The sequence below is a fragment of the Amycolatopsis sp. NPDC098790 genome, assembly GCF_044759945.1.
GTDB lineage: Bacteria > Actinomycetota > Actinomycetes > Mycobacteriales > Pseudonocardiaceae > Amycolatopsis.
The window spans coordinates 1,872,650-1,897,141 of sequence record NZ_JBIWAI010000002.1 but is presented as its reverse complement, the minus strand read 5'-3'; the positions used below and the strand labels follow the sequence as shown (position 1 = coordinate 1,897,141).

Sequence of the window (24,492 nt, the reverse complement as noted above, 5' to 3'; positions counted from 1 at the left end):
TCGGCTACGATGACCTCGTCCGTGATCGCGCCCCGGTGCACCCGGCTGGCGCCCGGTGACCGGGGAGGGCCCATCGACGAGCGCGGCTTGACCGACCTCCGGGCCGCTGCCCGGCAACGGGTGCGCGCACTGCTCGCCGACGTGCCGGTGCCCCGTCCGTGGTCGATGAACGCCTGGGTCGACCGCCTGGAGACGTGGCGCGGGCGCGAAATCGACCTCGTCCCGGTCGAATACCGGCCCGGTCGCCCGTCCGGCGCGTGGCAGGCGCGCCCGGACTACGACCTGATCGCCTACGTCGAGCACACGTCGGCGCTGCACCAGGACCACATCATCGCCCACGAGCTGGCCCACATGCTGTGCGCGCACACCGGCACCTGCCAGATGTCGGAGTCCGAAGCCGCGCGGCTCGCCCCGGACCTCGCGCCGCAGGCGTTGTCCCATCTGTTGACCCGGGTGACGACCGGCACCGACGAGTACGAGGCCGAGCTGATCGCGGTGCTGCTGATGAGCGCCGCGACGAGCGAGCCGCCCGCCGTTCGGCCGGGCGCGTCCGGCCGGGCGGGGGATCAAGCTAGGCGGCTGGCGGCACTCCTGGGATAGTGCCCTCTCGTGATCGACATTCTGTTCGTCGGGGTCGGGCTCTTCGCGTTGGCGGTCGGGATCTGGCGCGCGGTCCGCGCCCGGCGCACCGGGGCGGGGATCGGGCTGGCCGTCTCGCTCATCGCGCTCGGGGCGGCGTTCTGCTTCCTGTCCAACCGGGCGCAGGTCTTCGAGAGCGAGATCTACCCGAGCCTCGGCCGGCTGCTGTCGAACCTCGCGACGATGGTCGCGGCGTACGGCATCGGGTTGACGGTCGCCGAGATCAGCGGCACCCGCGACCGCGGCGCCCGGCTCCGGCTGGGCGCGCTGGGCGTCGCGCTGGTCCTGCTGACGGTGATGTTCTTCAGCACGCCGGATCTCCCGCGCGGCATCGGCCTGTTCGACGAGCTGTACCGCACGCACCCGACGCTGGTCGTGTACGTCTTCGTGTACACGGTCTACCTCGGCTTCGCGGTGATCGACATCGGCGTGGTGTCGGCGGTGACGATCCGCGCGAGCGGCGGCGCGCTGCGCGCCGGCTTGACGTTGCTGCTGCTGGCGTCGGCGTTCGCGATCGCGTACTTGGTGGGCAAGGTCGTCGCGACGATCGGGGCGCTGCAGGCCGAGCACCCGGTGAAGGCGTTGTGCAGTGGGCCGTTTTCGACGGTGCCGTGCGCGCTCGACGTGGGTTTCCCGGCGATCTCGGTGCTGCTGATCGTGGTGGGGCTGACGGTCCCGTCGGTCCCGGGGCTGGTGGCCGGCCGCCGCGACGCGAAGACGCTTCGCCTGCTTAGGCCGTTGCGGACGCACTTGACGCGGCGGTTCCCGGAGATCGTCCGCATCGACCCGGGCGGGCCGTCCCGCCGCGAGCGGTTGCTGACGGCGATGAGCGAGACGAACGACGGGTTGATCCTCGCGGGGGTGACGCCGGAGTTGCCGGCCCCGGCGGCGGCGCGAGTGGTGCGCGATCTTCCGGAGGAGCCGGGGGAGGAGGAGCCGCCGCCTGCCGCGCAGGCGGAGCCGTTCGCCGCCGACGTCGCGCGGTTGCGGGCGATCGCGCGGGCGTACCGGAAGCTGGACGGTGCCGCGGTCGGCGAGGCGGCCAGTCCGGCGAGGTGACCCGCCCGCCGCGCACCGCTAACCGGCTATAAAGGTGTAGTCACTCCACATCACTACCGACTACGAAGATGCATGCGCTGCGCGGACCACTCACCCGCCGAACGGCGCTTCCAGCCGCGGCTCCCACCCGCGCTCGGTCAGGGCGACCAACTGCAGCGCTTCGGCCCGGCCGGTCACCGGCAGCAGGGGCCGGACTTCGGCGGCGACTCGGGAGAGGGTCTCGTCATCGCCGCCCATCGCGACGGTCACGTGCGCCGGCGGCCGAGGCCCGAACCGCCCACCGTAGGGCGAAACGTCCGGCCACCGAGCGCAAACCGCATCGGTGATCGCCTGAAGCGACGGAGCCGGCAGAGCCAGGAAGCCGGGTGCCACCAGAACCTCGGTCAGCTCAACGGAAACCGGAGCGGTCGCGGCGGCAAGCGAACGAACGGCCGACAAGACCTCATCGTTCAGCGAAGAATCGGGGAGGAACGGGTACAACGCGGTCACGTGAGCGGGCAACCCGGGCCGCACCAAGCCGGAGTCGACCCGGCGAGCGGCATCGAGCGCGGGTTCGGCGGCGGGCAGCAGGATCACCAGCGCGGTGGTTCCGATCTCGGGCACCCCCGCATCATGGCAGCCGCGCGTCGGCCGTCCCCCGCAACCGTCGCTTCATGGCAGCCGTCGAGCACCCCGCACTGCGGCGGCTAGGCGATCGCGGTCCCTGGGGACACATCGCGGCGGCTGAGCGACCGCCGTCTCCGGGAGCCGCCCTGCGGCGGCTGGGCGATCGCGGTCTCCGGGAACCACACCGCGGGCGGCTAAGCGACCGCCGTCTCCGGGAACCGCCCCGCGCGGGCCAGCGCCAGGCTTCGCCGGCACAGCTCCACCAGCTCCGAGTTCGCGCGGCTGAGCGGGCTGCGGCCGCAGAGTCCGCAGTGGATGGTCACCTCGCCGGTCAGCTCGTCCACCGCGACCAGCGCCTGGTGGTCGCACCGGCGGCACCAGCGGTACCCGATCGCCGGGTTCGTGTGCACTGGGGACGCGACGCAGTCGTGCAGCCAGCGGCGGTGCGTCCGGCACGTCACGCGGTCGGTCGGGTCGACCCGGCCGGCGTCTTCGTCGCGGTCCTCGCCGGCCAGCGTCGACGCCAGCAGCGGCTGTCTCGCCGCGGCGGGGCGGTCGTCGGGATTCGGGCTGGCCCACGCGTGGTGGTCGCCGCATCGGCACTTCTCGGACATTGTCGCCCCCAGTGGTCGGGTGAATCGATCCGTCGAGTGTGACCGGGGCAACAGCGCGGCGACAACCGGGAAAACGCTCAGTCTCGGTCGGCGGCAGGGGTTCCGCGGCGGGCGGACGTGCGGACTTTGGCCCCGCTTTATGCGAACATATGTTCTATGACGGACGCCGAGGGGCCCATCCTGCACGCCGACCTCGACTCGTTCTACGCGTCGGTCGAGCAGCGCGACGACCCGGCGCTGAAGGGGCGTCCGGTGATCGTCGGCGGCGGGGTCGTGCTGGCCGCGAGTTACGAGGCCAAGGCCTATGGCGTGCGCACCGCGATGGGGGGCGCGCAGGCCCGGCGGCTGTGCCCGCACGCCGTCGTCGTGCCGCCGCGGATGTCGGCCTATTCGGCCGCGAGCAAGGTCGTCTTCGACGTCTTCCACGACACCACGCCGTGGGTGGAAGGCCTCTCGATCGACGAAGCTTTTCTCGACGTCGGGGGGTTGACGAGGATCGGCGGACGGCCCCGCGAAATCGCCGAACGGCTGCGCGCCGCCGTCGCCGAGCGGGCCGGGCTGCCGATCACGGTAGGGGTTGCGCGGACGAAGTTCCTCGCCAAGGTCGCCAGCCGCGTCGCGAAACCGGACGGGCTGCTCGTCGTCCCGCACGACGCGGAGCTCGAGTTCCTGCACCCGCTGCCGGTCGGCGCGCTGTGGGGCGTCGGCAAGGTCACCACCGAGAAGCTGCGCGCGCGGGGCATCACGACGGTGGGTCAGCTGGCCGCGTCCGAGCCGGTCGACCTGGTGGGCATGCTCGGCCGGGCGGCCGGCGGGCACCTGCACGACCTGGCGCACAACCGGGACCCGCGCCGCGTCGAGGTCGGGCGGCGGCGCCGGTCGATCGGCGCCCAGCGGGCCCTCGGGCGCGGCAGGCGGACGCCGGCGGAGCTCGACGTCGTGCTGGTGGCGCTGATCGACCGGATCGCCCGCCGGTTGCGCGCCGCCCGCCGCGTCTGCCGGACGGTGACGATCCGCCTGCGGTTCGCCGACTTCACCCGGGTCACCCGCTCGCACACGCTCACCGACCCGACGGCGGGCACCGGCGCGCTGCTCACCGCGGCGCGGGAGCTGCTCGTGGCCGCGTTGCCGATGATCGCCGACCGCGGCCTCACGCTGCTCGGCGCCGCGCTGTCCAACCTGGCCGACGAAGACCCGTTCCAGCTGTCGCTGCCGTTCGAGCGGCAGCGGGCGACGCAGCTCGACACCGCGCTGGACGCGGTGCGGGACCGGTTCGGCAAAGCGGCGGTCACCCGGGCGATCCTGCTCGGCCGCCCGGACGACCTCGAAGTGCCGATGCTGCCGGATTGACGGGAAAACCGCTCAGATTCCGGGCGGTTCGGGAATGCGGGCGTGCGCCAGTGCGGAAAGCGCGGCGGGACGCAGCGCGTCCGTGCGGTTCCACAGCTCCGGGGCCACGCTTTCGCGCTGTCCGGCCTGTTCGACGACTTCGAAGCCGGCTTCCCGCAGGAGGTCCGCCATGGCGGCGGGGGAGAGGAACGTCCGCCACGGCTCGCCCTGTTCCGCGGCGACCGGGGCGACGGCTTCGGCGTAGCCGTTTCCGGCCGCGTCCCGCAGTTCCGCGGGGAGCACGTGATCGGTCACGATTTCCGATCCGGGCGCGAAACCGCCGAGATCCGTCAATGTGGCGAGAATCGCCTCCCGGGTCAGGTACATGGTGACACCGAGCCAGCTGACGAACACGGGGCGAAACGGGTCGAGTCCACTCTGGACGAGCCGTTCCCGGAGCGGGTCGGCTTCGAAGTCGACCGGGACGAACGTGACCGAAGCGGGCACGGCGACGCCGGCGCGCTCGAGCAGTTCCCGTTTGGCGGCCTGGGTCGCCGCCCGGTCGACCTCGAACACCCGGAATCGCCCGGGCGCGCTCCGATAGGCGAACGAATCCAGTCCGGCGCCGAGAATCACATACTGGTCTATACCGGAATTGCCGCGGCGGAGCCGGTCTTCGGTGAACCGGCTCCGGCATACCGCCTGGGCGCGGGCGCCGGCCAGCACCGGATGCGTACCGTGGACGTGGTGGTAGGCCAAGAGTTCCTCGGCGTGGTCGCCGAGCAGCTTCGCGGCGAGGGTGTCGGAGAAGATGACGGGCTGGACGTCGACGAGCAAATGTGCCGCGCGTGCGGCAGCCGCCGTGAAGGCGGTGCGGCTGACGCGGGGAGCAATACCGGTAAAGTCGGCTCGGGTCATGAGGCCACGGTACCGATTTGATTCCAAGCATATCACGAATACAAATCTTCCGCAAGATCACGCGCATTTCGGCTCGGTTGCGGTCACCCTGGACGAGGGCGACGCGGTCGCCCGGGCGGCCATTGTGGACGCTTCACGGGTGTCGCGCGTGCCGGACGGGATTCGACAGGTTAGGGTCTGTCCGACCGTGTTCTGGAGAAGATGAGGAACGACGAACCATGGCGCAACGGGTGCACGTCGAGATGGTGGACGACCTCGACGGGAGCGAGGCTTCGCAGACCGTCCCGTTCAGTCTCGACGGGGTGACGTACGAGATCGACCTGTCCGAGGACAACGCTTCCGCGCTCCGTGACGAACTCTCCCGCTACGTCGCCGCGGCGCGGCGGACGGGTGGTCGCAAGGTGCGCCTCGCGACGGGCCAGTCGCTGTCGGGCTCGTCGGGCTCGGGCACCGACCGCGAGCGCAACCGCCAGATCCGCGAGTGGGCGCAGGCGAACGGCTACGAGGTGGCCGAGCGAGGCCGCCTGTCGAGCGAGATCATCGCGGGCTTCGAGGCCGACCAGGCCGCACCGGCCGAACCGGCCGAGCCGAAGCCGGCCCGCAAGCGCGCGACGCGCAAGAAGGCTTGACGCCGGGACTGGTTGCCGGAGAAGGAATGCTGTCGGGTCTCGCCGCCGGAGTGTGCGCGGCGCGGTCGGGCGGCGTTCGGTAGTCGGATTCGCGCGCCCGGAGCCGGGGGAGCTCCCGGCGCGCGAAATGAGAGGTGTCGGGCCGGAATCCGGGTCGGCTCGGCCGAAGTGGCTGCGGTCGTCGACGTGTGGGCCGCGTTCGCTCGGCCGGATGGGTGCGGCACCCGGGATCTGGGCCGGCTGAACCGGGCTGACCGCGGTCGCCGCGGCGGAGCCGCGTTCGCGCGCCTCGCTGAGCCGCATCGGGTGCTGCCGTCGGGGATTCAGGCCGGCTCGGCCGAGTTGGGTCGCGGTCGCCGGCGTGTGAGCCGCGTTCGCTCGGTTTGGATAGGCGCGGCACCCGGGATCTGGTCGGCTGAACCGGACTGGGCCGCAGTCGCCGCGGCGTGAGCCGCGTTCGCTCAGCAGAATCGGCGTGCTGCCGCCTGCGCCGCTTTCCCGCTCATCCCCGTTGGCGGCCGCTGCACCAAGCGCGCGAGTGTTCGCGAAACCAGCCCAGTCGGAGTCGCCCGCGACTGTCGCGGTCGGTCTGTCTCGCGGTGCCGCATTCTCTCCGTCGCATGTGGATCTTCCCGACTGTCCCGTCCGGTAAGTAGCCGGCCGTCACGCGCCGTTGTCCTGGCGTGGCGAACCCGCGGCGCGCCGACATTTCCCGGCCGGTTAAGCTTGTCGGAGGGTGGCTCCGATCGCCAGACTGTCAGTGCTCCGCGCGGCCGGTACCGCGCCGGAGCACGGCCCGGTGGCCGCCTCCTCCCTCGATGGCCACCGGGCCGCCTTCCACTCCGGCGCCGCCGCGAAGCGCTTTCCCGCCGATCGGGCGGCACATCCCCGCATCCTGTAGACAATCAGCCGCCACGAGCGCACACTCAGACTACTCCATACTGCATACAATCTTCAGTTGGAAGTTCTGAGGAGGCGGTCACGATGGCCGAGGTCCGCGAGCTCCGGGACGTCTACGGACGGCAGTACCGCGTCGGCGAGTCCGACCGGGAGCTGCTCGGCCGGCCGCGGACCTGGATCACCTGGCTGGCCGGGGCGGCGATGCTGGCCGCCGGGGTGCAGCAATACGGCTTCGGTGCCCTCGTCCCGCAGCTGACCCAGACACACGGGTGGACGTTCGGCACGATCGTGCTCTCGCTCGCCGTGTGGGCGATCTGCCAGGCCGGGGCCGCTTTCCCGACGGCGTGGCTGCGGGAGCGCGGCCTGCTCCCCGCACCCCTGGCGATGGCCGCCGGCGCCGTGCTCTGCGCCGCCGGGCTCGTCACGCTCGGGCACGCGACCAGCCTGCTCACCGTCTTCCTCGGCTACTCCGTCCTCGGCGGCCTCGGCACCGGCCTGGTCTACGCGACCTGCGTCGGCGCGGTGCTGGCCTGGTTCCCCGACCGCACCGCACCCAGCGCGGGCCTTGTGAGCGGCGCGTTCGCCTACGGCAGCGTGCCCTTCGTCGTCCTTGCCGCCGCCCTGCCGGCCGCGCGGCCGGTGGTGCTCGACGTCACCGCCGCCGTCGTCCTCGTCGTGATCGCCGGGTGCGCCCTGCTGCTGCGGTACCCGCCGCGGCACTGGTGGCCCGCGACGCCCGAACCGCGCACGTGGGCCCTCGACCGGGCGCACAACCGGCGCCCGGCCGTCCGGCACTACCGGCCCGCGGAGCTGTTCCGGTGCGGGACGACGCTCGCGCTGTACCTGGTCGTCGTGCTCGCTGCCGCGGTGCTGCTGTTCGACCTCGCCTACCTCGCGACGTTCGTCGCCGAGCGCAACGGGCCCGGCCTCGCCGCGGCCGCGCTGGCGCTGCTCGCCGCGGCGACCGGCAGCGGCCGCGTGCTCATCGGCAGGCTCGCCGACCGGCTCGGCCGGCACCGGATCCTGCGGTTCGCGCTGCTCGCGGGCGGCGTCGCCCAGTTCGTCCTGTTCTACTCGGGTGAACACCGGCACGCCGTCGGGCTGCTGCTCGGCGTCGCGCTCGCCGGGCTCGGCAACGGCTGCTGCTACACGCTGCTGGTCGGCCTGGTGCGCGAGTACTTCGGCGAAGAATCGGCCGCGCAGAACTTCGGGATCCTGTACTCCGCGAAAGCCGTCGGTGCGGTGGTCGGGATCGGGCTCGCCGCGCTCGTCGTGACGTCGCACGGGTTCGTCGCCGCCTTCGCCGCGGCGGGCGTACTGAGCCTGGCCGGCGCGGTGCTGTCCGGGCGGCTGACCCAGCCGGGCCGGCCCAAGTCGCTGCTGCCGGCGGCCTGACGTGGGGCGGATGACGAGCCGGCGCCGGGTGCTGCGCGTCCACGACGGCGTGCACACCGCGCGGCCGGACACGCTGACCGTCGAGGAACCCCTCGAGATCCGGGTCGCCGGGAAAGCGCTGTCGGTCACGATGCGGACTCCGGGCGACGACTTCGACCTCGCCGCCGGGTTCCTCGTCGGCGAGGGCGTGGTGCGCGCGGCCGCGGACATCCACTCGATCCGCTACTGCGCCGGCGCCACGGCCGACGGGAGCAACACGTACAACGTCCTGGACGTCGTGCTCGCGCCGGGCGTCGCGCCGCCGGACGCGTCGGTGGAGCGGAACTTCTACACGACGTCCTCGTGCGGGCTGTGCGGCAAGGCGAGCTTGGACGCCGTCCGGACGACGGTGACGTGGCCGGTGGCCGCGGACCCGTTCGCCACCGACCCGGCGACGCTCGCCGGGCTGCCGGACGAACTCCGTGCGGCGCAACGGGTCTTCGACCGGACCGGCGGGCTGCACGCGGCGGGCCTCTTCGACGCCGACGGCAAGCTCCTGTGCCTGCGCGAGGACGTCGGACGGCACAACGCGGTGGACAAGGTGGTCGGCTGGGCGACCCGCGACGGCAGGCTGCCACTGGCGGGGACGGCGCTGATGGTGAGCGGGCGGGCGTCGTTCGAGCTGGTGCAGAAGGCGGTGATGGCCGGGATCCCGTTGCTGGCGGCGGTTTCCGCGCCGTCGTCGCTGGCGGTGGACCTGGCGGCCGAGCTGGGGCTGACGCTGGTGGGGTTCCTGCGGGGCACGTCGATGAACGTCTACACGCGACCCGACCGGCTGGGTTTTCAGCCGAGCTGAGCGAGCAACGCGGCAACGGCGGGGGAGACGTCGGCGCGGTGCACGGCGCCGAGCTGCCAGGCCGGCGGCCGGGCGAACCGCCGCACGGTGAGATCGGGAAACCGCGCGGCGGCCGAGGAAGGCAGGACGCAGGCGGCGAGCCCGGCCCGGAGCAGCCCGGCGGCCACGGCGAGGTCATCGACTTCGAGGGAGAGCCGCCGGCCGGGGAAGGCCCGGTCGACGGCTTCGCGGACGGCCCAGCCGGACGGGAAGTCCACGAGGGACAGTTCGGAGAGATCGGCGGGCGCGGAAGGAGAGCCGCCGGGCGCGGTGGCGAGGACGAGTTCCTCGCACGCGAGAGGGGTGACGGCCAGCCCGGCGCCGGCTGCGGGGTGTCGGACGGGCGCGGCCGCATCGGGGTCGCCCGAGTCGAAATCGGGCCCGGCCGCGATGCCGTCCGGTGCCGCGGAAGCGACCGCCGTCAGCACCACGTCCACTGTGGACCCCACAACCGCCGCCGCCCCATCGCACGCCGCGACCTGGCGGACCTCCACCGCCAACCCCGGGTGCACGTGCCGCAGCGTGGCCAGCACCCGGTGCCAGTCCGCCAGCAGTCCCGGGCACACCCCCAACCGCACCCGGCCGCACACCGGGGCCACCGCCGCCCGCGCTCGGGCGGCCGCCTCCAGTGCCGCCCGCGCGGCGGGCACGAACGCCTCGCCGGCCGGCGTCAGCTCCACCCGGTGCGTCGTGCGGTGGAACAACGGTGTCCCCAGGTCGCGCTCCAGCGCGCGGACCACTGTGGACACCGTCGACTGGACCGTCCGCAGCCGGTGGGCGGCCGCCGTGAAACCGCCTTCTTCGGCGACCGCCACCACCACCGCCAGCTGGCGCAGCTCCATCAGGGCACCTCGTCGAGCGCGCCGGTCCGTTCGTCGAGGACGTAACCGCGCACCACTTCGGTGTGCCGCAGGAACGGGGACGCCCGCAGCCGGGCGATGCACTGGCGGACGTCCTGGACCGGGTCGGTGAACGTCTCCGCCGCCCAGCCCGGCCGGATGCCGGTCGACGACTCCAGGCGCCGGGCGAAGTCCGTGTCCGTGAACTTCCGCATCCCGCAGTCCTGATGGTGGATCAGCACGATCTCCCGCGTGCCCAGCAGGTGCTGGCTCACCGTCAGCGACCGGATCGCGTCGTCGGTGACCGCGCCGCCCGCGTTCCGGATCACGTGCGCGTCGCCCTCCCGGAGGCCGAGCAGCCGGGACACGCTGATCCGCGCGTCCATGCACGCGAGCACCGCCAGCTTCAGCCGCGGGACCGCCGACGTCATCCCAGCACCTCGCGGACCAGCGCCGCCGTCTCGCTAGGGGTGCGGCCGACCCGGATCCCGGCCGCTTCCAACGCCTCCTTCTTCGCCGCCGCCGTCCCCGCCGAGCCGGACACGATCGCGCCGGCGTGGCCCATCGTCTTGCCCTCCGGTGCCGTGAAGCCCGCGACGTACCCGACGACCGGCTTGGACACGTTGGCGCGCACGAACTCCGCGGCCCGCTCCTCCGCGTCGCCGCCGATTTCGCCGATCAGCACGATCAGGTCCGTCTCCGGGTCCTTTTCGAACGCTTCGACGGCGTCGATGTGCGTCGTGCCGATGATCGGGTCGCCGCCGATGCCGACGCAGGTGGAGAACCCGATGTCGCGCAGCTCGTGCATGAGCTGGTAGGTCAGCGTGCCGGACTTGGACACCAGCCCGATCCGCCCCGGGCCGGTGATGTCGGCCGGGATGATGCCCGCGTTCGCCTTGCCGGGGGAGATGATGCCGGGGCAGTTCGGCCCGATGATCCGCGTGCGCCCGCCCGCCGCGACGGCGTGGGACCACAGCCGGGCGCTGTCGTGCACCGGGACGCCCTCGGTGATCACCACGGCGAGCCCGATCCCGGCGTCCACGGCTTCGATCACGGCGTCGGCGACGAACGGCGGCGGCACGAACAGCACGCACACGTCGGCGCTGGTCGACGCCATCGATTCCGCGACGCTCCCGAAAACCGGTAGTTCGGCCGAGCCGACCGAAACGTGCTGCCCGGCTTTGCGCGGGTTGACACCGCCGACGACTTTCGTCCCCGCGGCCAGCATCCGCTGCGTGTGCTTGGCGCCTTCGGAGCCGGTGATGCCGGAGACGACGATCCGGCTGGTCTCGTCCAGGAAGATGGCCACGGTTCAGACCTCCGCGATCGCGAGCTTCGCCGCCTCGCGGGCGGCGTCGTCCATGGTGGCCACCACGGTGACCAGGGGATGGGCGGCGTCGGCGAGGATCCGCCTGCCCTCGGTGACGTTGTTGCCGTCGAGCCGGACGACGAGGGGCTTCGAAGCCCGCGACCCGAGGATCTCCAGCGAGCGCACGATCCCGGTCGCGACGGCGTCGCACGCGGTGATGCCGCCGAAGACGTTGACGAACACGCTGCGCACCTGCGGGTCGCCGAGGATCACGCTCAGCCCGTCGACCATCACCTGCGCCGACGCGCCGCCGCCGATGTCGAGGAAGTTCGCCGGGCCGCGCGCGCCCGCCTCGGCCGCTGCCGCCGCCACGACGTCCAAAGTGGACATGACGAGCCCGGCGCCGTTGCCGATCACACCGATGTCGCCGTCGAGCTTCACGTAGTTGAGGCCCTTGGACCGTGCTTCCCGTTCCAACGGAGAGCCGTCCGCGGTGTCGTCGAACGACGCCGACCGGCGGAAGAACGCGTTGTCGTCCAGGGTGATCTTGCCGTCCAGCGCGACGATTCCGGTCGACGTGCTCGCCAAGGGGTTCACCTCGACCAAAGTGCAGTCCTCGGCGACGAACACGTCCCACAGCTTCTCGACGACGCTGGCGACCTCGCCGCGGACGTCGGCGGGGAACGCGGCGGCGACCGCCGCGGCGTCGACACCGATCAGGGGGTCGACCGGGACCCGGACCAGTGCGTCCGGCCGGGTCGCCGCGACCTCCTCGATCTCCATCCCGCCTTCGGTCGACGCCATGGCGAGGAACGTGCGCCCGGCGCGGTCCAGCAAGAAGGACAGGTAGTACTCCTCGGCGATCTCGCTGGCTTCGGTCACCAGGACGCGGTGCACGGTGTGGCCCTTGATGTCCATGCCGAGGATGTCGTCGGCGGCTTGTTCGGCGTCGTCGGGCGTGTGCACGACGCGGACACCGCCCGCCTTGCCGCGGCCGCCGGTCTTCACCTGGGCCTTGATCACCACCGGCCCGCCGAGTTCGGCCGCGAGGGACCGGGCCGCGGCCGGGTCGGCGGCGACCCGGCCGCGGGGGACGGGTACGCCGTGCTTTTCGAAGAGGTCACGGGCTTCGTGTTCGAAGAGGTCCATGCGGGGCGTCCTTTCCGCGGCGGGGCAGGGCGAAGGGCGTGGAGTGGTGGTCCGCGGGGCCGGCTTCGAGTGCCGGAAAAACCCTGCGGATGGCCCTGGACACGGGCTGCTTGAAGAGTGACTATATGCCTACCCCATACGGTATGCAATCTACAGTCTGCCGAAAAGGGGCCGCTGACCTCGACGGACGCCGGCAGCGGCGACGACGGACCGGAGTACGCACCGCCGGACAAGAGAGATCCGGCGGCGGACCAGAGGAGTTGAGCAATGGCGCTGACAACGACCGGCACCACCGCGGGGGAGAGTGCCGCGGCGACGAACGGCGCCGAGCCCGCGCCCGCCGAAATCTCGGGTGGCCACCTCGTGGCGAAGGCGCTGAAGGCCGAAGGGGTCGACACGATCTTCACCCTCTGCGGCGGCCACATCATCGACATCTACGACGGCTGCGTCGACGAGGGCATCCAGGTCATCGACGTCCGGCACGAACAGGTCGCCGCCCACGCGGCCGACGGCTACGCGCGGATCACCGGCAAGCCCGGCTGCGCGGTGGTCACCGCCGGACCGGGCACCACCGACGCCGTCACCGGTGTCGCGAACGCGTTGCGCGCGGAAAGCCCGATGCTGCTCATCGGCGGCCAGGGCGCGCTCACCCAGCACAAGATGGGGTCCCTGCAGGACCTCCCGCACGTGGACATGATGGCGCCGATCACCAAGTTCGCCGCCACCGTGCCGCACACCGCCCGCGTCGCCGACCTCGTGAGCATGGCGTTCCGCGAGGCCTACGCCGGCGCGCCCGGCCCGTCGTTCCTGGAGATCCCGCGCGACGTCCTCGACGCGCGCGTACCCCTCGAACAGGCCCGCATCCCGGAAGCCGGCCGCTACCGCGCGTCCACGAAGAACGCCGGCGACCCCGCCGACATCGAGAAGCTCGCCGACCTGCTGGTGCACGCGAAGAAGCCGGCCATCCTCCTCGGCAGCCAGGTCTGGACCACGCGCGCCACCGAGCCGGCCGTCGACCTCGTGCGCACGCTCAACATCCCGGCGTACATGAACGGGGCCGGCCGCGGCACGCTGCCGCCGGGCGACCCGCACCACTTCCAGCTCTCGCGCCGGTACGCCTTCGACAACGCCGACGTCATCGTCATCGTCGGCACCCCGTTCGACTTCCGGATGGGCTACGGCAAGCGGCTGTCGAAGGACGCCACCGTCGTCCAGATCGACCTCGACTACCGCACGGTCGGCAAGAACCGCGACGTCGACCTCGGCATCGTCGGCGACGCCGGCCAGGTTCTCGCCGCCGTCGCCGAGGCCGCGTCCGGCCGCACCGACAACGGCGCTGTCGGCCGCAAAGCCTGGCTCGAAGAGCTGCAAGCCGTGGAGGAGAAGGCGAAGCAGAAGCGGCTGCCGCTGCAGCACTCCGACGCGAGCCCGATCCACCCGTACCGGCTCGTGCACGAGATCAACGAGTTCCTCACCGAGGACTCGATCTACATCGGCGACGGCGGCGACATCGTCACCTTCTCCGGCCAGGTCGTCCAGCCGAAGTCGCCCGGCCACTGGATGGACCCCGGTCCACTCGGGACACTCGGCGTCGGCATCCCGTTCGTCATGGCGGCCAAGCACGCGCGCCCGGACAAGGAGGTCGTCGCGCTCTTCGGCGATGGCGCGTTCAGCCTCACCGGCTGGGACTTCGAGACGCTCGTGCGGTTCGACCTGCCGTTCGTGGGGATCGTCGGCAACAACTCGTCGATGAACCAGATCCGCTACGGCCAGGCCGCGAAGTACGGCCTGCCGCGCGAACGCGTCGGCAACACCCTCGGCGACGTCCGCTACGACGAGTTCGCGCGGATGCTGGGCGGCTACGGCGAAGAAGTCCGCGACCCGGCCGACATCGGGCCGGCGCTGCTGCGGGCGCGGGAGTCCGGCAAGCCGTCGCTGATCAACGTCTGGGTCGATCCCGACGTGTACGCCCCCGGAACCATGAACCAGACCATGTACAAGTGAGCGGAGGCCAAGGCATGGGTAAGGCACTGGAGGGCATCCGCGTCCTCGACATGACCCACGTGCAGTCCGGACCGTCGTCGACGCAGCTGCTCGCCTGGCTCGGCGCGGACGTGATCAAGCTGGAAACCCCGGGCCGGGGCGACATCACCCGCGGGCAGCTGCGCGACCTGCCCGGAGTGGACAGTCTCTACTTCACGATGCTGAACTCGAACAAGCGCAGCATCACGCTCAACATGAAGAGCGACGAGGGCAAGGAAGTCTTCGAAAAGCTCGTGTCCGGAGTGGACGTCCTGGTCGAGAACTTCGGGCCGGGCGTCGTCGACCGGTTCGGCTACCCGTGGGAGAAGCTCTCGGCCCTCAACCCGCGGCTGGTCTACGCCTCCATCAAGGGCTTCGGGCCGGGCCGCTACGCCGACTTCAAGGCCTACGAGGTGGTCGCGCAGGCCATGGGCGGCGCCATGAGCACCACCGGCTTCGAAGACGGACCGCCGACCGCGACCGGTGCGCAGATCGGCGACTCCGGTACCGGGATCCACCTGGTGGCCGCCATCCTCGCCGCGCTGTTCCAGCGGACCTCCACCGGCCGCGGTCAGCGCGTCCAGGTCGCCATGCAGGACGCCGTGCTCAACCTGTGCCGGGTCAAGCTGCGCGACCAGCAGCGGCTCACCCACGGCCCGCTCGGGGAGTACCCGAACGAGAACTTCGGCGACGAGGTCCCCCGCTCGGGCAACGCGTCCGGCGGCGGGCAGCCCGGCTGGGCGGTGAAGTGCGCACCCGGCGGGCCGAACGACTACATCTACGTGATCGTCCAGCCACCCGGCTGGGCACCGCTCGCCCGGCTGATCGGCAAGGAGGAGCTGGCCGAGGACCCGGCGTGGGCCACGCCCGAAGTCCGCTTGTCCAAACTCGACAAGATGTTCGCCCTCGTGGAGGAGTGGACCGAGAAGCACACCAAGTGGGAGGTGATGGAGAAGCTGAACGCGCACAACATTCCGTGCGGGCCGATCCTGTCCACCAAGGAGCTGATCGAGGACGAGACCCTGGCCGAGCTCGGCTCGGTCGTCGAGGTGGCGCACCCGGAGCGCGGCAGCTTCAAGACCGTCGGCTGCCCGCTGAAGCTGTCCGACTCGCCGGTGGAGATCGAACGGTCGCCGCTGCTCGGCGAGCACAACGACGAGGTGCTGGCCGAACTCGGCTACAGCGAAGCCGAGCTGGACAAGTTCCGCGCCACGGGGGTGATCTGAGTGGGGGATCGCGCGGCGGTCGAAAAGGTCCTCGCCGAGGCGGCGGCCGAAGGCCGGTCGTCGCTGACCGCGCCCGAGGGGCGTGCGGTCTGCGAGGCCTACGGCATCCCGACGCCGGCCGAGCGGCTGGCGACCACGGCCGAGGAAGCCGTGACGCACGCGGAAGCCATCGGGCTGCCGGTGGTGCTCAAGATCGTCTCGCCGGACATCCTGCACAAGACCGAGGCCGGCGGCGTGCTCGTCGGCCTGCGGGACACCGACGCCGTGCAGGCCGGCTTCACGAAGATCGTCGAGAACGCCAAGGCCTACAACGCCGACGCCCGGATCGTCGGCGTCCAGGTGCAGCAGATGCTCACCGAAGGGCAGGAGGTGATCATCGGCTCGGTCACCGACCCGACGTTCGGCAAGGTCGTCGCGTTCGGCCTGGGCGGTGTCCTGGTGGAGGTGCTCAAGGACGTCACCTTCCGGCTCGCGCCGACGTCCACCGAGGAAGCGCTCTCCATGGTCGACGGCATCCAGGCGGCGGAAATCCTGAAGGGCGTCCGCGGAGCGGAGCCGGTCGACCGCGACGCGCTCGCCGCGGTGATCACCGGCCTGGGCGAGCTGGTGTCCGACTTCCCGCAGCTGTCCGAAGTGGACCTCAACCCGGTGCTCGCGACCCCGCACGGGGCCACCGCGGTCGACGTCCGGATCCTGGTCGACCCCGAAGCGGCGAAGACTCCGCACCGGTTCACCCAGGAGGAGATCCTCGCCTCGATGAACCGGATCATGAAACCGGCGGCGGTCGCGGTGATCGGCGCGTCCGCCGAGGCGGGCAAGATCGGCAATTCGGTGATGAAGAACCTGGTCAACGGCGGCTACGCGGGGGAGATCCACCCGATCAACCCGAAGGCCGCCGAGATCCTCGACCGCAAGGCCTACGCGAGCATCACCGACGTCCCCGGCGACGTCGACGTCGCGGTGTTCGCCATCCCGGCGAAGTTCGTCCCGGCGGCGTTGGAAGAGGCCGGCCGCAAGGGCGTGGCGGGTGCGATCCTCATCCCGTCCGGCTTCGGCGAGACCGGCAACATCGAGCTGCAGGACGAGGTCGTCGCGATCGCTCGCAAGCACGGCGTCCGCATCCTCGGGCCGAACATCTACGGCTACTACTACACGCCGGAGAACCTGTCGGCGACGTTCTGCACGCCGTACGACGTCAAGGGCGGCGTGGCGCTCTCGTCGCAGAGCGGCGGGATCGGGATGGCGATCCTCGGCTTCAGCCGCTCGGCGAAGATGGGGGTCTCCTCGATCGTCGGCGTCGGCAACAAGGCCGACATCGACGAGGACGACCTGCTCACCTTCTTCGAGCAGGACGACAACACCCAGCTCGTCGCGATGCACCTCGAAGACCTCAAGGACGGCCGGTCGTTCGCCGAGACGGCGAAGCGGGTCTCGAAGCACAAGCCGGTCGTGGTGCTGAAGGCCGGGCGGACGTCGCAGGGCGCCAAGGCGGCCAGCTCGCACACCGGCGCGCTGGCCGGCGACGACAAGGTGTACGACGACATCCTCCGCCAGAGCGGCGTGATCCGGGCGCCCGGCCTCAACGACATGCTCGAGTACGCGCGTGGCATCCCGCTGCTCCCGGCGCCGAAGGGCGAGAACGTCGTCATCATCACCGGTGCCGGCGGCTCGGGTGTGCTGCTCTCGGACGCCTGCGTCGACAACGGGCTGAGCCTGATGGAGATCCCGCCGGACCTCGACACGGCGTTCCGGGAGTTCATCCCGCCGTTCGGCGCGGCGGGCAACCCCGTCGACATCACCGGCGGCGAGCCGCCTTCGACCTACCGCAACACGATCGCGCTGGGCCTCGAGGACGACCGCATCCACGCCCTGATCCTGGGCTACTGGCACACCATCGTCACCCCGCCGATGGTGTTCGCGGAGCTCGTATCGGAAGTGGTCGAGGAATACCGCGCGAAGGGCATCCACAAGCCCGTGGTCGCGTCGCTGTCCGGTGACGTCGAAGTCGAAGAGGCCAGCGACTACCTCTACGACCACGGCGTCGTCGCCTACCCGTACACGACCGAAAAGCCCGTGGCGGTGCTCGGCGCGAAGTACCGCTGGGCCCGGGCCGCGGGCCTGCTCTGAACGTCTTCCACAGGGGCTGGCCCGACCACACGGAAAGGACGATGATCCACCCGCACGACGGCAGCAGAGGGATTCGAGTCAATGGTGACGAAAGAGAACTCTTATGACCGCAGCTACGTACCAGGAGATCACTGACCCGAACGGGCGGGTCTACCGGGTCGGCGAATCCGACCGGGACATCATGGGCAGACCCCGGTGGACGATGGTCGTCCTGCCCTGGGTGGCCATGATGGCCATCAGCTCTTCGGAATACGCGTTCACTTCGGCCGAGGACACGCTGTCCGCGGCGCACGGCTGGCACGGCGCGCACATCTTCTGGCTGCTCGCCGTCTGGGTGTTCTTCCAGGCGGCGGTCGCTTTCCCGGCGGGCAAGATGCGGGAGAGCGGCCGGTTGTCCGCCCGGTCCGCGATGTTCATCGGCGCGGGCGGCACGGTGCTCGGCTACCTGGCCCTGGCCTATTCGCCGAGCGTTTTCTGGGCCTACCTGGGCTTCGGCCTGTTCGGCGGTGGCGGCGCCGGGTTCGTCTACGCGACCTGCATCAACATGGTCGGCAAGTGGTACCCGGAGCGGAAGGGCGGGAAGACGGGCTTCGTCAACGGCGGGTTCGCCTACGGCTCGGTCCCGTTCATCTTCATCTTCACGACCTACCTGGACCTGGGCAACTACGGCAGCATCCTGCCCGCGGTCGGGCTCTTCCTCGCGGCCGCCGTCGCGGTGAGCGGGTTCTTCTTCCGCGACCCGCCGAAGAACTGGTGGCCGGCCCACGTCGACCCGCTCAAGGTCTCCGACGACCCGCGGGTGCGCCGGTCGCTGGCGAAGAACCCGCCCGCGGTCAAGCAGTTCACCCCGCGGGAGGCGTTGAAGACCGGGATGCTGCCGCTGATGTGGATCTGCCTGCTGTGCACGGCGGGCGTCAACATCTTCGGCATCTCCGCCCAGGTGCCGTTCGGCAAGGAGATGGGTTTCGCCGGCGGCATCGTCGCGCTGGCGATGAGCCTCAAGGCGGTCATCAACGGGGCCGGCCGCGGTGTGATCGGCTGGATCTCCGACCGCTACGGACGACGTCAGACGCTGTTGCTGGTCTGCGTGGTGCTGGGGCTGGCGCAGGTCGCGGTGTTCCTGTCCGGCTCGCTCGGCAGCATGCCGCTGTTCCTGCTGGCGTCGATGGTGTCCGGGTTCGGCGGCGGGGCGATCTTCCCGTTGTTCGCGGCCCTGACCGCCGACTACTTCGGGGAGAACAACAACGCCAGCAACTACGGCCTCGTCTACAGCTCGAAACTCGTTTCGGGGATCGTCGGCGCGGGCCTCGGGAAGATGGTGATCGACGGGTGGGGCTACGGCGCGGCCTTCTACCTGGCGGCCGGGACGAGCCTGCTCGCGGCCGGCCTCGCGCTGTTCCTGCGCCAGCCCGGCCGGAAACCCGGCGGGATGCGTCACGGGCTCGCCGAAACCGAGCTCGTCGCGCGACCCGCCACTGGTTGACGCCAAGTGCATTGCAGAGGGACATGAGTCAACGGTGACGAAAGAGAACTCTTATGACCGCAGCTTCGTACCAGGAGATCACTGACGAAAACGGAAGGGTGTACCGGGTAGGCGAGTCGCCGCACGACATCATGGGGCGCTCGCGCAGCTGGATGGTCTGGCTGCCGTGGATCGCCATGATGGCGGTCAGCGTCTTCGAATACGGCTGGGGTGCCGTCGAAGGCACCCTCGAGGAGAAGTACGGCTGGACGCTGTCGGACGCGTTCTGGCTGGCCAGCATCTGGGCGGTGTTCCAGGCCGCGGTCGCGTTCCCGGCGGGGCGCCTGCGGGAGAAGAACATCGTGTCGGCGCGGACGGCCATGCTCGTCGGCGCGGTGTGCAGCGGGATCGGCTACTTCACCATTTCGCACAGCGGCAACCTCGTGCTGGCGTTCGCCGGCTACTCGGTGCTGGGCGGGATCGGGGCCGGGCTGGTGTACGCGACCTGCATCAACATGGTCGGCAAGTGGTACCCGGAGAAACGGGGTGCGCGGACCGGGTTCGTCAACGGTGGGTTCGCCTACGGCGCGGTTCCGTTCATCTACGTGTTCGCCGCCTTCCTCACCCCGGCCAACTACTCGGTGATCCTCGACGTCATGGGCGTGTACATGCTCGTCGCCGTCGGGATCTGCGGGTTCCTGTTCAAGGATCCGCCGAAGAGCTGGTGGCCGAAGGACGTCGACCCGCTCAACTGGGTCCGCGACCGGAAGTCGAAGAGCGGGGGCCTGGCGAAGAACCCGCCCGCGGTCAAGCAGTTCTCGCCGGCGGAGGCCGTCCGCACCGGCATGCTCCCGCTGATGTGGGTGTGCCTGGTGATCATCGGCGGGGTTTCGCTGTTCGGCATCAACTTCCAGGTGCCGTTCGCGAAGGTGAGCCACTTCGGCGCGTTCGTCGCGGCCTCGTCGGCCGGGGTGCTGGCGATCGTGAACGGCACCGGCCGCGCGGTCGTCGGCTGGGCGTCGGACAAGCTCGGGCGGCGGCAGACGCTCACGCTGGTGCTCGTGATCGCGGCCGGGGCGCAGTTCGGTGTGCTCTACGCCGGCAACACGCACAACCTGGTGCTGTTCATGGTGTTCGCGTTCCTGACCGGCTTCGGCAGCGGCGCGTTCTACCCGCTGTTCGCGGCGCTGGTGCCGGACTACTTCGGCGAGAACAACAACGCGTCGAACTACGGTCTGGTCTACAGCGCGAAACTGATCGGTGGCGTCGGCGGCGGCGGGCTCGCCGCGGGTGTCATCAGCGTGTGGGGCTACACCGGCGCGTACGTCCTCGCCGGGTGCATCGCCCTCCTTTCGGCGGCGCTGACGCTCTTCCTGCGCCAGCCCGGCCGGAAGCGCCACCAGCTCGCCGAAACCGAGCTGGTGGCGCGACCGTCGGCCTCGGCCGGCGGTTAGCCCGGCGAGCGCCCCGGTCCTGCCGAAATCAGGATCGGGGCGCCTCCGGGCGTTCGTGGTAGGCCTGGCGGGTCCGCTCGGTGTGCTTGGCCATGATCTGCTCGGCCAGCTCGCCGTCCTCCATCGCGATCGCCGTGATCAGCTCTTCGTGCTCGTGCCACGCGTCCTGGCCGCGGGGGCGGGCGATCGGCGTGTAGTACCAGCGGACCCGGCGGTCGACCAGGCCGATCAGTTCCGCCAGGACGGCGTTCCCCGACAGTTCCGTGATAAACGCGTGCAGGGCGGCGTTGGCCGCGACCAGGCCTTCGGTGTCCTCGGCTTCGAGCGCTTCGATGCCCGCCTTCTGCAGGTCCCAGAGCCGGTCGACGTCGTCGGCGGTCGCGCGGCCGGCGGCGAGCTTCGCGGAGTGCGTCTCCAGCACGCTGCGGACGCTCAGCAGTTGGTCGGCCTCTTCGTCGGTCGGCAGGTGCACGAACGCGCCCTGGGCGGGCCGGAGGTCGACCCAGCCTTCGCTCTGCAGCCGCTGCAGGGCTTCGCGGACGGGCTGCCTGCTGACGCCCAGGTACTCGGCCAGGTCGGCTTCGACCAGGTGCTGGCCGGGTTCGAGGGTGCGGTTGATGATCAGCTCGGCGAGGGCCTCGTAGACGACCTGCCGCAGCGGCGCGGGCCGTTCGACGCGCTTGGCGGCGGTCGAGCTGAGCGAGCCCTTGGCCGTGCGGCGACCGGTCGGGCCGCGGTCGGGGAGGGGAGAAGCGGGCTGGCTCACGGGACACCTCGAAAGGGGAGAGGAACGCGATGATCTGCCATCAGGATACAGGTTTTGGTATGCAAAATCCCGGATTCTCACCCCGTCGGGGCTTTTCGGTCGAAGTGGATCAACCAACAGGGGGCGTGGTGACCCGCGGTGTCTGATTTGTCGGAATGTGCTGCGCCGCCCGAGTGATTTGCCCTGGTCACTGTCGCGGATCCAGGATACTGTATGCAATCGAGCGCTCGACCAGGGAGGCACATCATGAAGGTGGCTGTTCTCGGGGCCGGGGCGATCGGCGCCTACGTCGGGGCCGCGCTGCACCGCGGCGGGACCGAGGTGCACCTGATCGCCCGGCGCGCCCACCTCGCCGCGATGCGCGAGCGCGGCGTCCGCGTGCTCAGCCCGCGCGGCGACTTCACCGCGCACCCGCACGTCACGGACGACCCGGCCGAAGTCGGCGAAGTCGACTTCGTGTTCCTGGGCCTCAAAGCCAACTCCTACGCTTCGTGCGGACCGCTGCTCGCCCCGCTGCTCGGCCCGGACACCGCGATCGTGGCCGCCCAGAACGGCATCCCGTGGTGGTACTTCCACGGCCTGAGGGGGCATCCGCTCGAAGGCAGGCGGGTGGAGACCGTCGACCCGGGCGGCTCGGTGACCGCCGTGCTCGAGCTGCGGCGCGCGATCGGCTGCGTCGTCTACTGCTCCACGGTCATCGAGGAACCGGGCGTGATCCGGCACCTGGAGGGCACGCGGTTCTCCCTCGGCGAGCCGGACGGCGAGATCTCCGCGCGCTGCAAGGTGCTGAGCGCGGCGATGATCGCCGGCGGGCTCAAGGCCCCGGTCGAACCCCGCCTGCGCGACGACATCTGGATCAAGCTGATGGGCAACGTCGCCTTCAACCCGCTCTCGGCGCTGACCCGGGCGACCATGGCCCAGATGTGCGAGCACGACGACACGCGCGCGCTCGTCGCGACGATGATGACCGAGTCGCTCGAAATCGCCCGCGCGGCGGGCAGCGACCCCGGTGTCTCGGTCGAGAAGCGCATCGACGGCGCCTGGCGCGTCGGCCACCACAAGACGTCGATGCTGCAGGACCTCGAAGCGGGCAAGCCCCTCGAGATCGACGCGATCATCGGCGCGGTCGTGGAGCTGGCCGGCCTCACCGGCGTGCCCGCGCCCGCCCTGCGGCACGTCCACGCCGCCATCTCGCTGCTCGACCACACCAGCAACCCGCCCGTCCCCGTCGGGGCGCACTGAACCGGAGGTGCCCGTGAAGCGCAGGAACACCGAGCCGTACGTCCGGCTCACCCAGCCCCTGGTCCGGGACTCCGGCGTGCTGCGGCCGGCGACGTGGGAGGAGGCCCTCGACCGGGCCGCCGCCGGCATCCGCCGGACCCTCGAGAGCAAGGGGCCCGAGGCGTTCGGGATGTTCTCGTGCGCCCGCGCGACCAACGAGATGAACTTCGTCGCCCAGAAGTTCACCCGCGCGGTGATCGGCACGAACAACGTCGACTCGTGCAACCGCACCTGCCACGCGCCGAGCGTCGCGGGCCTGGCGCGGGTGTTCGACAGCGGCGGCGGGACGTCGTCCTACCAGGAGATCGAGGACGCCGACGTCATCGTCATCTGGGGCGGCAACCCCCGCGAAGCGCACCCGATCTTCTTCCAGCACGTCCTCAAGGCCGTCCACCGGGGAGCGAAGCTGTTCGTCGTCGATCCCCGGCGGACGAGCACCGCGAGCTGGGCGCACCGGCAGCTGCAGCTCGAAGTCGGCACCGACATCCCGCTGGCCCACGCGATCGCCCGCGAGATCATCCACTCCGGACTCGCCAACACGACGTTCATCGAACGCGCGACCGAAGGGTTCGCCGAGTTCGCCGCGTCGGTCGAACCGTGGACGCTGGAGGTCGCCGAGAAGACCACCGGCGTGCCGGCCGAGCTGATCAAGGAGCTCGCCCACACCTACGCGCGTGCCGACCGCGGCCAGCTGTCGTGGACCCTCGGCATCACCGAGCACCACAACGGCACCGACAACGTCCTCGCGCTGATCAACCTCTCGCTGCTGGCGGGGCAGGTCGGCCGCTACGGTGCCGGGCTGAACCCGTTGCGAGGGCAGAACAACGTCCAGGGCGGCGGCGACATGGGCGCCATCCCGGACCGGATGCCGGGCTTCCAGGACATCCTCGACGCGGGCGTCCGGGCGAAGTTCGACGCCGCGTGGGGCTCGTCGATCCCGCCGCACAAGGGCCTCAACCTGACCCAGATGCTCGACGCGATGGAACGCGGCGACCTCACCTGCGTGTACATCATCGGCGAGAACCCGGTGCAGTCCGAAGCGGACTGCGAGCACACGATCAAACGGCTGTCCAACGTGGACCACCTGGTGGTGCAGGACATCTTCCTCACCAAGACCGCGCAGCTGGCCGACGTCGTGCTGCCGGCGTCGGCGGCCTGGTGCGAGAGCGACGGCACCTTCACCAACTCCGAACGCCGCGTCCAGCGCGTCCGCAAGGCCCTCGACCCGCCGGAAGGTGCGCGCGACGACATCGAGCTGCTCTCGGAACTCGCTCGCCGGCTGGGCCACGACTGGCACTACACCGGTGGCGAGGAGGTCTGGGACGAGCTGCGGTCGCTGTCCCCGATGCACGCCGGGATGTCGTACGGGCGGCTGGAAGAACTGGGCGGCATCCAATGGCCGTGCTACTCCGAGGACACCCTCGAACCGACGTTCCTGCACGGCCGCCTGTGGGCCGACGACCCGGCCGAGCGCGGCCGCCCGGCACCGTTCACGGTGCTCGAGCACAGCCCGCCGGTCGACCTGCTCACCGAGGAGTTCCCGATCCGGCTCACCACCGGACGGCGCCTGGACTCCTACAACACCGGCGTCCAGTCCGGCGGGTTCCCCTCGCCGCTGCGGCAGGGCGAGACCCTCGACCTCTGCCCGGAGGACGCGCGGTCGCTCGGCGTCGAACCCGACGAGCTGGTCCGGATCTCGTCGCGGCGCGGGGAGATCGTCGCGCCGGTGCGGCTCGACAAGGGCCTGAAGCCCGGGCTCGCGTTCATGACCTTCCACTTCCCGGACGAGGTCGACGTCAACATCATCACCATCGAAGCGACCTGCCCGATCGCCGGGACGGCCGAGTACAAGGCCGCGGCGATCCGCGTCGAAAAGCTGCCGGTGGAGGTCTGA

20 protein-coding genes and 1 pseudogene are annotated in these 24,492 nt (G+C 70.9%); 13 read left to right on the top strand and 8 right to left on the bottom strand.

Annotated elements, in window-relative coordinates; all coding sequences use genetic code 11:
• Positions 1–9: 9 nt before the first annotated feature.
• Positions 10–600, top strand: a complete 591-nt coding sequence (locus ACIQWX_RS22545) for a hypothetical protein (RefSeq protein ID WP_400874167.1) — start codon at positions 10–12, stop codon at positions 598–600.
• A gap of 9 nt (positions 601–609) precedes the next feature.
• Positions 610–1,698 (top strand): hypothetical protein, encoded by a 1,089-nt coding sequence (locus ACIQWX_RS22540; protein ID WP_400874165.1) that lies wholly within the window; start codon positions 610–612, stop codon positions 1,696–1,698.
• A gap of 90 nt (positions 1,699–1,788) precedes the next feature.
• Here the strand turns inward: ACIQWX_RS22540 and ACIQWX_RS22535 are convergent, their stop codons facing one another.
• Positions 1,789–2,301: a 2'-5' RNA ligase family protein gene (locus ACIQWX_RS22535; RefSeq protein ID WP_400874159.1), complete on the bottom strand. Its 513-nt coding sequence runs from the start codon at positions 2,299–2,301 to the stop codon at positions 1,789–1,791.
• Positions 2,302–2,498: 197 nt separating this feature from the next.
• On the bottom strand, positions 2,499–2,918 hold the full coding sequence (locus tag ACIQWX_RS22530) for a hypothetical protein (RefSeq protein WP_400874156.1): 420 nt from the start codon (positions 2,916–2,918) through the stop codon (positions 2,499–2,501).
• Between the two features lie 156 nt (positions 2,919–3,074).
• On the opposite strand from ACIQWX_RS22530, the gene dinB reads away from it, so the two are divergent.
• On the top strand, positions 3,075–4,268 hold the full coding sequence (gene dinB / locus ACIQWX_RS22525; protein WP_400874153.1) for a DNA polymerase IV: 1,194 nt from the start codon (positions 3,075–3,077) through the stop codon (positions 4,266–4,268).
• A 12-nt stretch (positions 4,269–4,280) separates the two neighbouring features.
• Here dinB and ACIQWX_RS22520 read toward each other — a convergent pair whose 3' ends face one another.
• On the bottom strand, positions 4,281–5,201 hold the full coding sequence (locus ACIQWX_RS22520) for a class I SAM-dependent methyltransferase (RefSeq protein WP_400874150.1): 921 nt from the start codon (positions 5,199–5,201) through the stop codon (positions 4,281–4,283).
• Between the two features lie 182 nt (positions 5,202–5,383).
• Here ACIQWX_RS22520 and ACIQWX_RS22515 point away from each other — a divergent pair, with 182 nt between their 5' ends.
• The 3 genes from ACIQWX_RS22515 to fdhD all read left to right on the top strand — a co-directional run bounded on the left by ACIQWX_RS22515 (position 5,384) and on the right by fdhD (position 8,924).
• A complete protein-coding gene (locus ACIQWX_RS22515) occupies positions 5,384–5,794 on the top strand; it encodes an Lsr2 family protein (protein ID WP_400874147.1) in 411 nt (136 codons plus the stop codon).
• Between the two features lie 984 nt (positions 5,795–6,778).
• A complete protein-coding gene (locus ACIQWX_RS22510) occupies positions 6,779–8,089 on the top strand; it encodes an OFA family MFS transporter (RefSeq protein ID WP_400874144.1) in 1,311 nt (436 codons plus the stop codon).
• Between the two features lies 1 nt (position 8,090).
• On the top strand, positions 8,091–8,924 hold the full coding sequence (fdhD, locus tag ACIQWX_RS22505; RefSeq protein ID WP_400874141.1) for a formate dehydrogenase accessory sulfurtransferase FdhD: 834 nt from the start codon (positions 8,091–8,093) through the stop codon (positions 8,922–8,924).
• On the opposite strand, the gene ACIQWX_RS22500 is transcribed toward fdhD, so the two are convergent.
• The 4 genes and pseudogenes from ACIQWX_RS22500 to sucC all read right to left on the bottom strand — a co-directional run.
• Positions 8,912–9,805, bottom strand: coding sequence for a LysR family transcriptional regulator (locus tag ACIQWX_RS22500; protein WP_400874139.1), 894 nt, complete (start codon positions 9,803–9,805; stop codon positions 8,912–8,914). The genes fdhD and ACIQWX_RS22500 overlap by 13 nt on opposite strands.
• A complete protein-coding gene (locus ACIQWX_RS22495; RefSeq protein ID WP_400874137.1) occupies positions 9,805–10,233 on the bottom strand; it encodes a beta-class carbonic anhydrase in 429 nt (142 codons plus the stop codon). Before ACIQWX_RS22495 ends, ACIQWX_RS22500 begins: the two co-directional genes overlap by 1 nt.
• The gene (gene sucD, locus ACIQWX_RS22490; RefSeq protein ID WP_400874135.1) at positions 10,230–11,111 is read right to left on the bottom strand and encodes a succinate--CoA ligase subunit alpha; all 882 of its coding nucleotides are present in this window, start codon (positions 11,109–11,111) and stop codon (positions 10,230–10,232) included. Before sucD ends, ACIQWX_RS22495 begins: the two co-directional genes overlap by 4 nt.
• A 3-nt stretch (positions 11,112–11,114) precedes the next feature.
• A pseudogene (sucC, locus tag ACIQWX_RS22485) lies at positions 11,115–12,263 on the bottom strand (ADP-forming succinate--CoA ligase subunit beta); the annotation flags it as partial.
• Positions 12,264–12,527: 264 nt separating this feature from the next.
• Here sucC and ACIQWX_RS22480 point away from each other — a divergent pair.
• The 5 genes from ACIQWX_RS22480 (at position 12,528) to ACIQWX_RS22460 (ending at position 20,551) form a co-directional block, all read left to right on the top strand.
• Positions 12,528–14,264, top strand: a complete 1,737-nt coding sequence (locus ACIQWX_RS22480) for a thiamine pyrophosphate-binding protein (protein ID WP_400874133.1) — start codon at positions 12,528–12,530, stop codon at positions 14,262–14,264.
• A gap of 14 nt (positions 14,265–14,278) precedes the next feature.
• Positions 14,279–15,508 (top strand): formyl-CoA transferase, encoded by a 1,230-nt coding sequence (gene frc / locus ACIQWX_RS22475; protein ID WP_400874130.1) that lies wholly within the window; start codon positions 14,279–14,281, stop codon positions 15,506–15,508.
• Positions 15,509–17,635 (top strand): acetate--CoA ligase family protein, encoded by a 2,127-nt coding sequence (locus ACIQWX_RS22470; protein WP_400874127.1) that lies wholly within the window; start codon positions 15,509–15,511, stop codon positions 17,633–17,635.
• A 103-nt stretch (positions 17,636–17,738) separates the two neighbouring features.
• On the top strand, positions 17,739–19,118 hold the full coding sequence (locus tag ACIQWX_RS22465; RefSeq protein ID WP_400874124.1) for an OFA family MFS transporter: 1,380 nt from the start codon (positions 17,739–17,741) through the stop codon (positions 19,116–19,118).
• A 53-nt stretch (positions 19,119–19,171) separates the two neighbouring features.
• Complete coding sequence (locus ACIQWX_RS22460; protein ID WP_400874121.1) at positions 19,172–20,551, top strand: OFA family MFS transporter; 1,380 nt, start codon at positions 19,172–19,174, stop codon at positions 20,549–20,551.
• 28 nt (positions 20,552–20,579) lie between these two features.
• On the opposite strand, the gene ACIQWX_RS22455 is transcribed toward ACIQWX_RS22460, so the two are convergent.
• The gene (locus ACIQWX_RS22455; RefSeq protein WP_400874118.1) at positions 20,580–21,317 is read right to left on the bottom strand and encodes a GntR family transcriptional regulator; all 738 of its coding nucleotides are present in this window, start codon (positions 21,315–21,317) and stop codon (positions 20,580–20,582) included.
• A 246-nt stretch (positions 21,318–21,563) separates the two neighbouring features.
• On the opposite strand from ACIQWX_RS22455, the gene ACIQWX_RS22450 reads away from it, so the two are divergent.
• Together ACIQWX_RS22450 and ACIQWX_RS22445 are read left to right on the top strand one after the other, a co-directional pair.
• On the top strand, positions 21,564–22,559 hold the full coding sequence (locus tag ACIQWX_RS22450) for a 2-dehydropantoate 2-reductase (RefSeq protein WP_400874115.1): 996 nt from the start codon (positions 21,564–21,566) through the stop codon (positions 22,557–22,559).
• 13 nt (positions 22,560–22,572) lie between these two features.
• The gene (locus tag ACIQWX_RS22445) at positions 22,573–24,492 is read left to right on the top strand and encodes a molybdopterin oxidoreductase family protein (protein WP_400874112.1); all 1,920 of its coding nucleotides are present in this window, start codon (positions 22,573–22,575) and stop codon (positions 24,490–24,492) included.

What these genes read in the sequence shown, in the direction of transcription:
- ACIQWX_RS22545 (WP_400874167.1), top strand. Translation starts at nt 10, where the DNA reads ATGACCTCGTCCGTGATCGCGCCCCGGTGCACCCGGCTGGCGCCCGGT.
- ACIQWX_RS22530 (WP_400874156.1), bottom strand. Translation starts at nt 2,918, where the DNA reads ATGTCCGAGAAGTGCCGATGCGGCGACCACCACGCGTGGGCCAGCCCG.
- dinB (WP_400874153.1), top strand. Translation starts at nt 3,075, where the DNA reads ATGACGGACGCCGAGGGGCCCATCCTGCACGCCGACCTCGACTCGTTC.
- ACIQWX_RS22515 (WP_400874147.1), top strand. Translation starts at nt 5,384, where the DNA reads ATGGCGCAACGGGTGCACGTCGAGATGGTGGACGACCTCGACGGGAGC.
- ACIQWX_RS22510 (WP_400874144.1), top strand. Translation starts at nt 6,779, where the DNA reads ATGGCCGAGGTCCGCGAGCTCCGGGACGTCTACGGACGGCAGTACCGC.
- ACIQWX_RS22500 (WP_400874139.1), bottom strand. Translation starts at nt 9,805, where the DNA reads ATGGAGCTGCGCCAGCTGGCGGTGGTGGTGGCGGTCGCCGAAGAAGGC.
- ACIQWX_RS22495 (WP_400874137.1), bottom strand. Translation starts at nt 10,233, where the DNA reads ATGACGTCGGCGGTCCCGCGGCTGAAGCTGGCGGTGCTCGCGTGCATG.
- ACIQWX_RS22480 (WP_400874133.1), top strand. Translation starts at nt 12,528, where the DNA reads ATGGCGCTGACAACGACCGGCACCACCGCGGGGGAGAGTGCCGCGGCG.
- frc (WP_400874130.1), top strand. Translation starts at nt 14,279, where the DNA reads ATGGGTAAGGCACTGGAGGGCATCCGCGTCCTCGACATGACCCACGTG.
- ACIQWX_RS22465 (WP_400874124.1), top strand. Translation starts at nt 17,739, where the DNA reads ATGACCGCAGCTACGTACCAGGAGATCACTGACCCGAACGGGCGGGTC.
- ACIQWX_RS22460 (WP_400874121.1), top strand. Translation starts at nt 19,172, where the DNA reads ATGACCGCAGCTTCGTACCAGGAGATCACTGACGAAAACGGAAGGGTG.
- ACIQWX_RS22450 (WP_400874115.1), top strand. Translation starts at nt 21,564, where the DNA reads ATGAAGGTGGCTGTTCTCGGGGCCGGGGCGATCGGCGCCTACGTCGGG.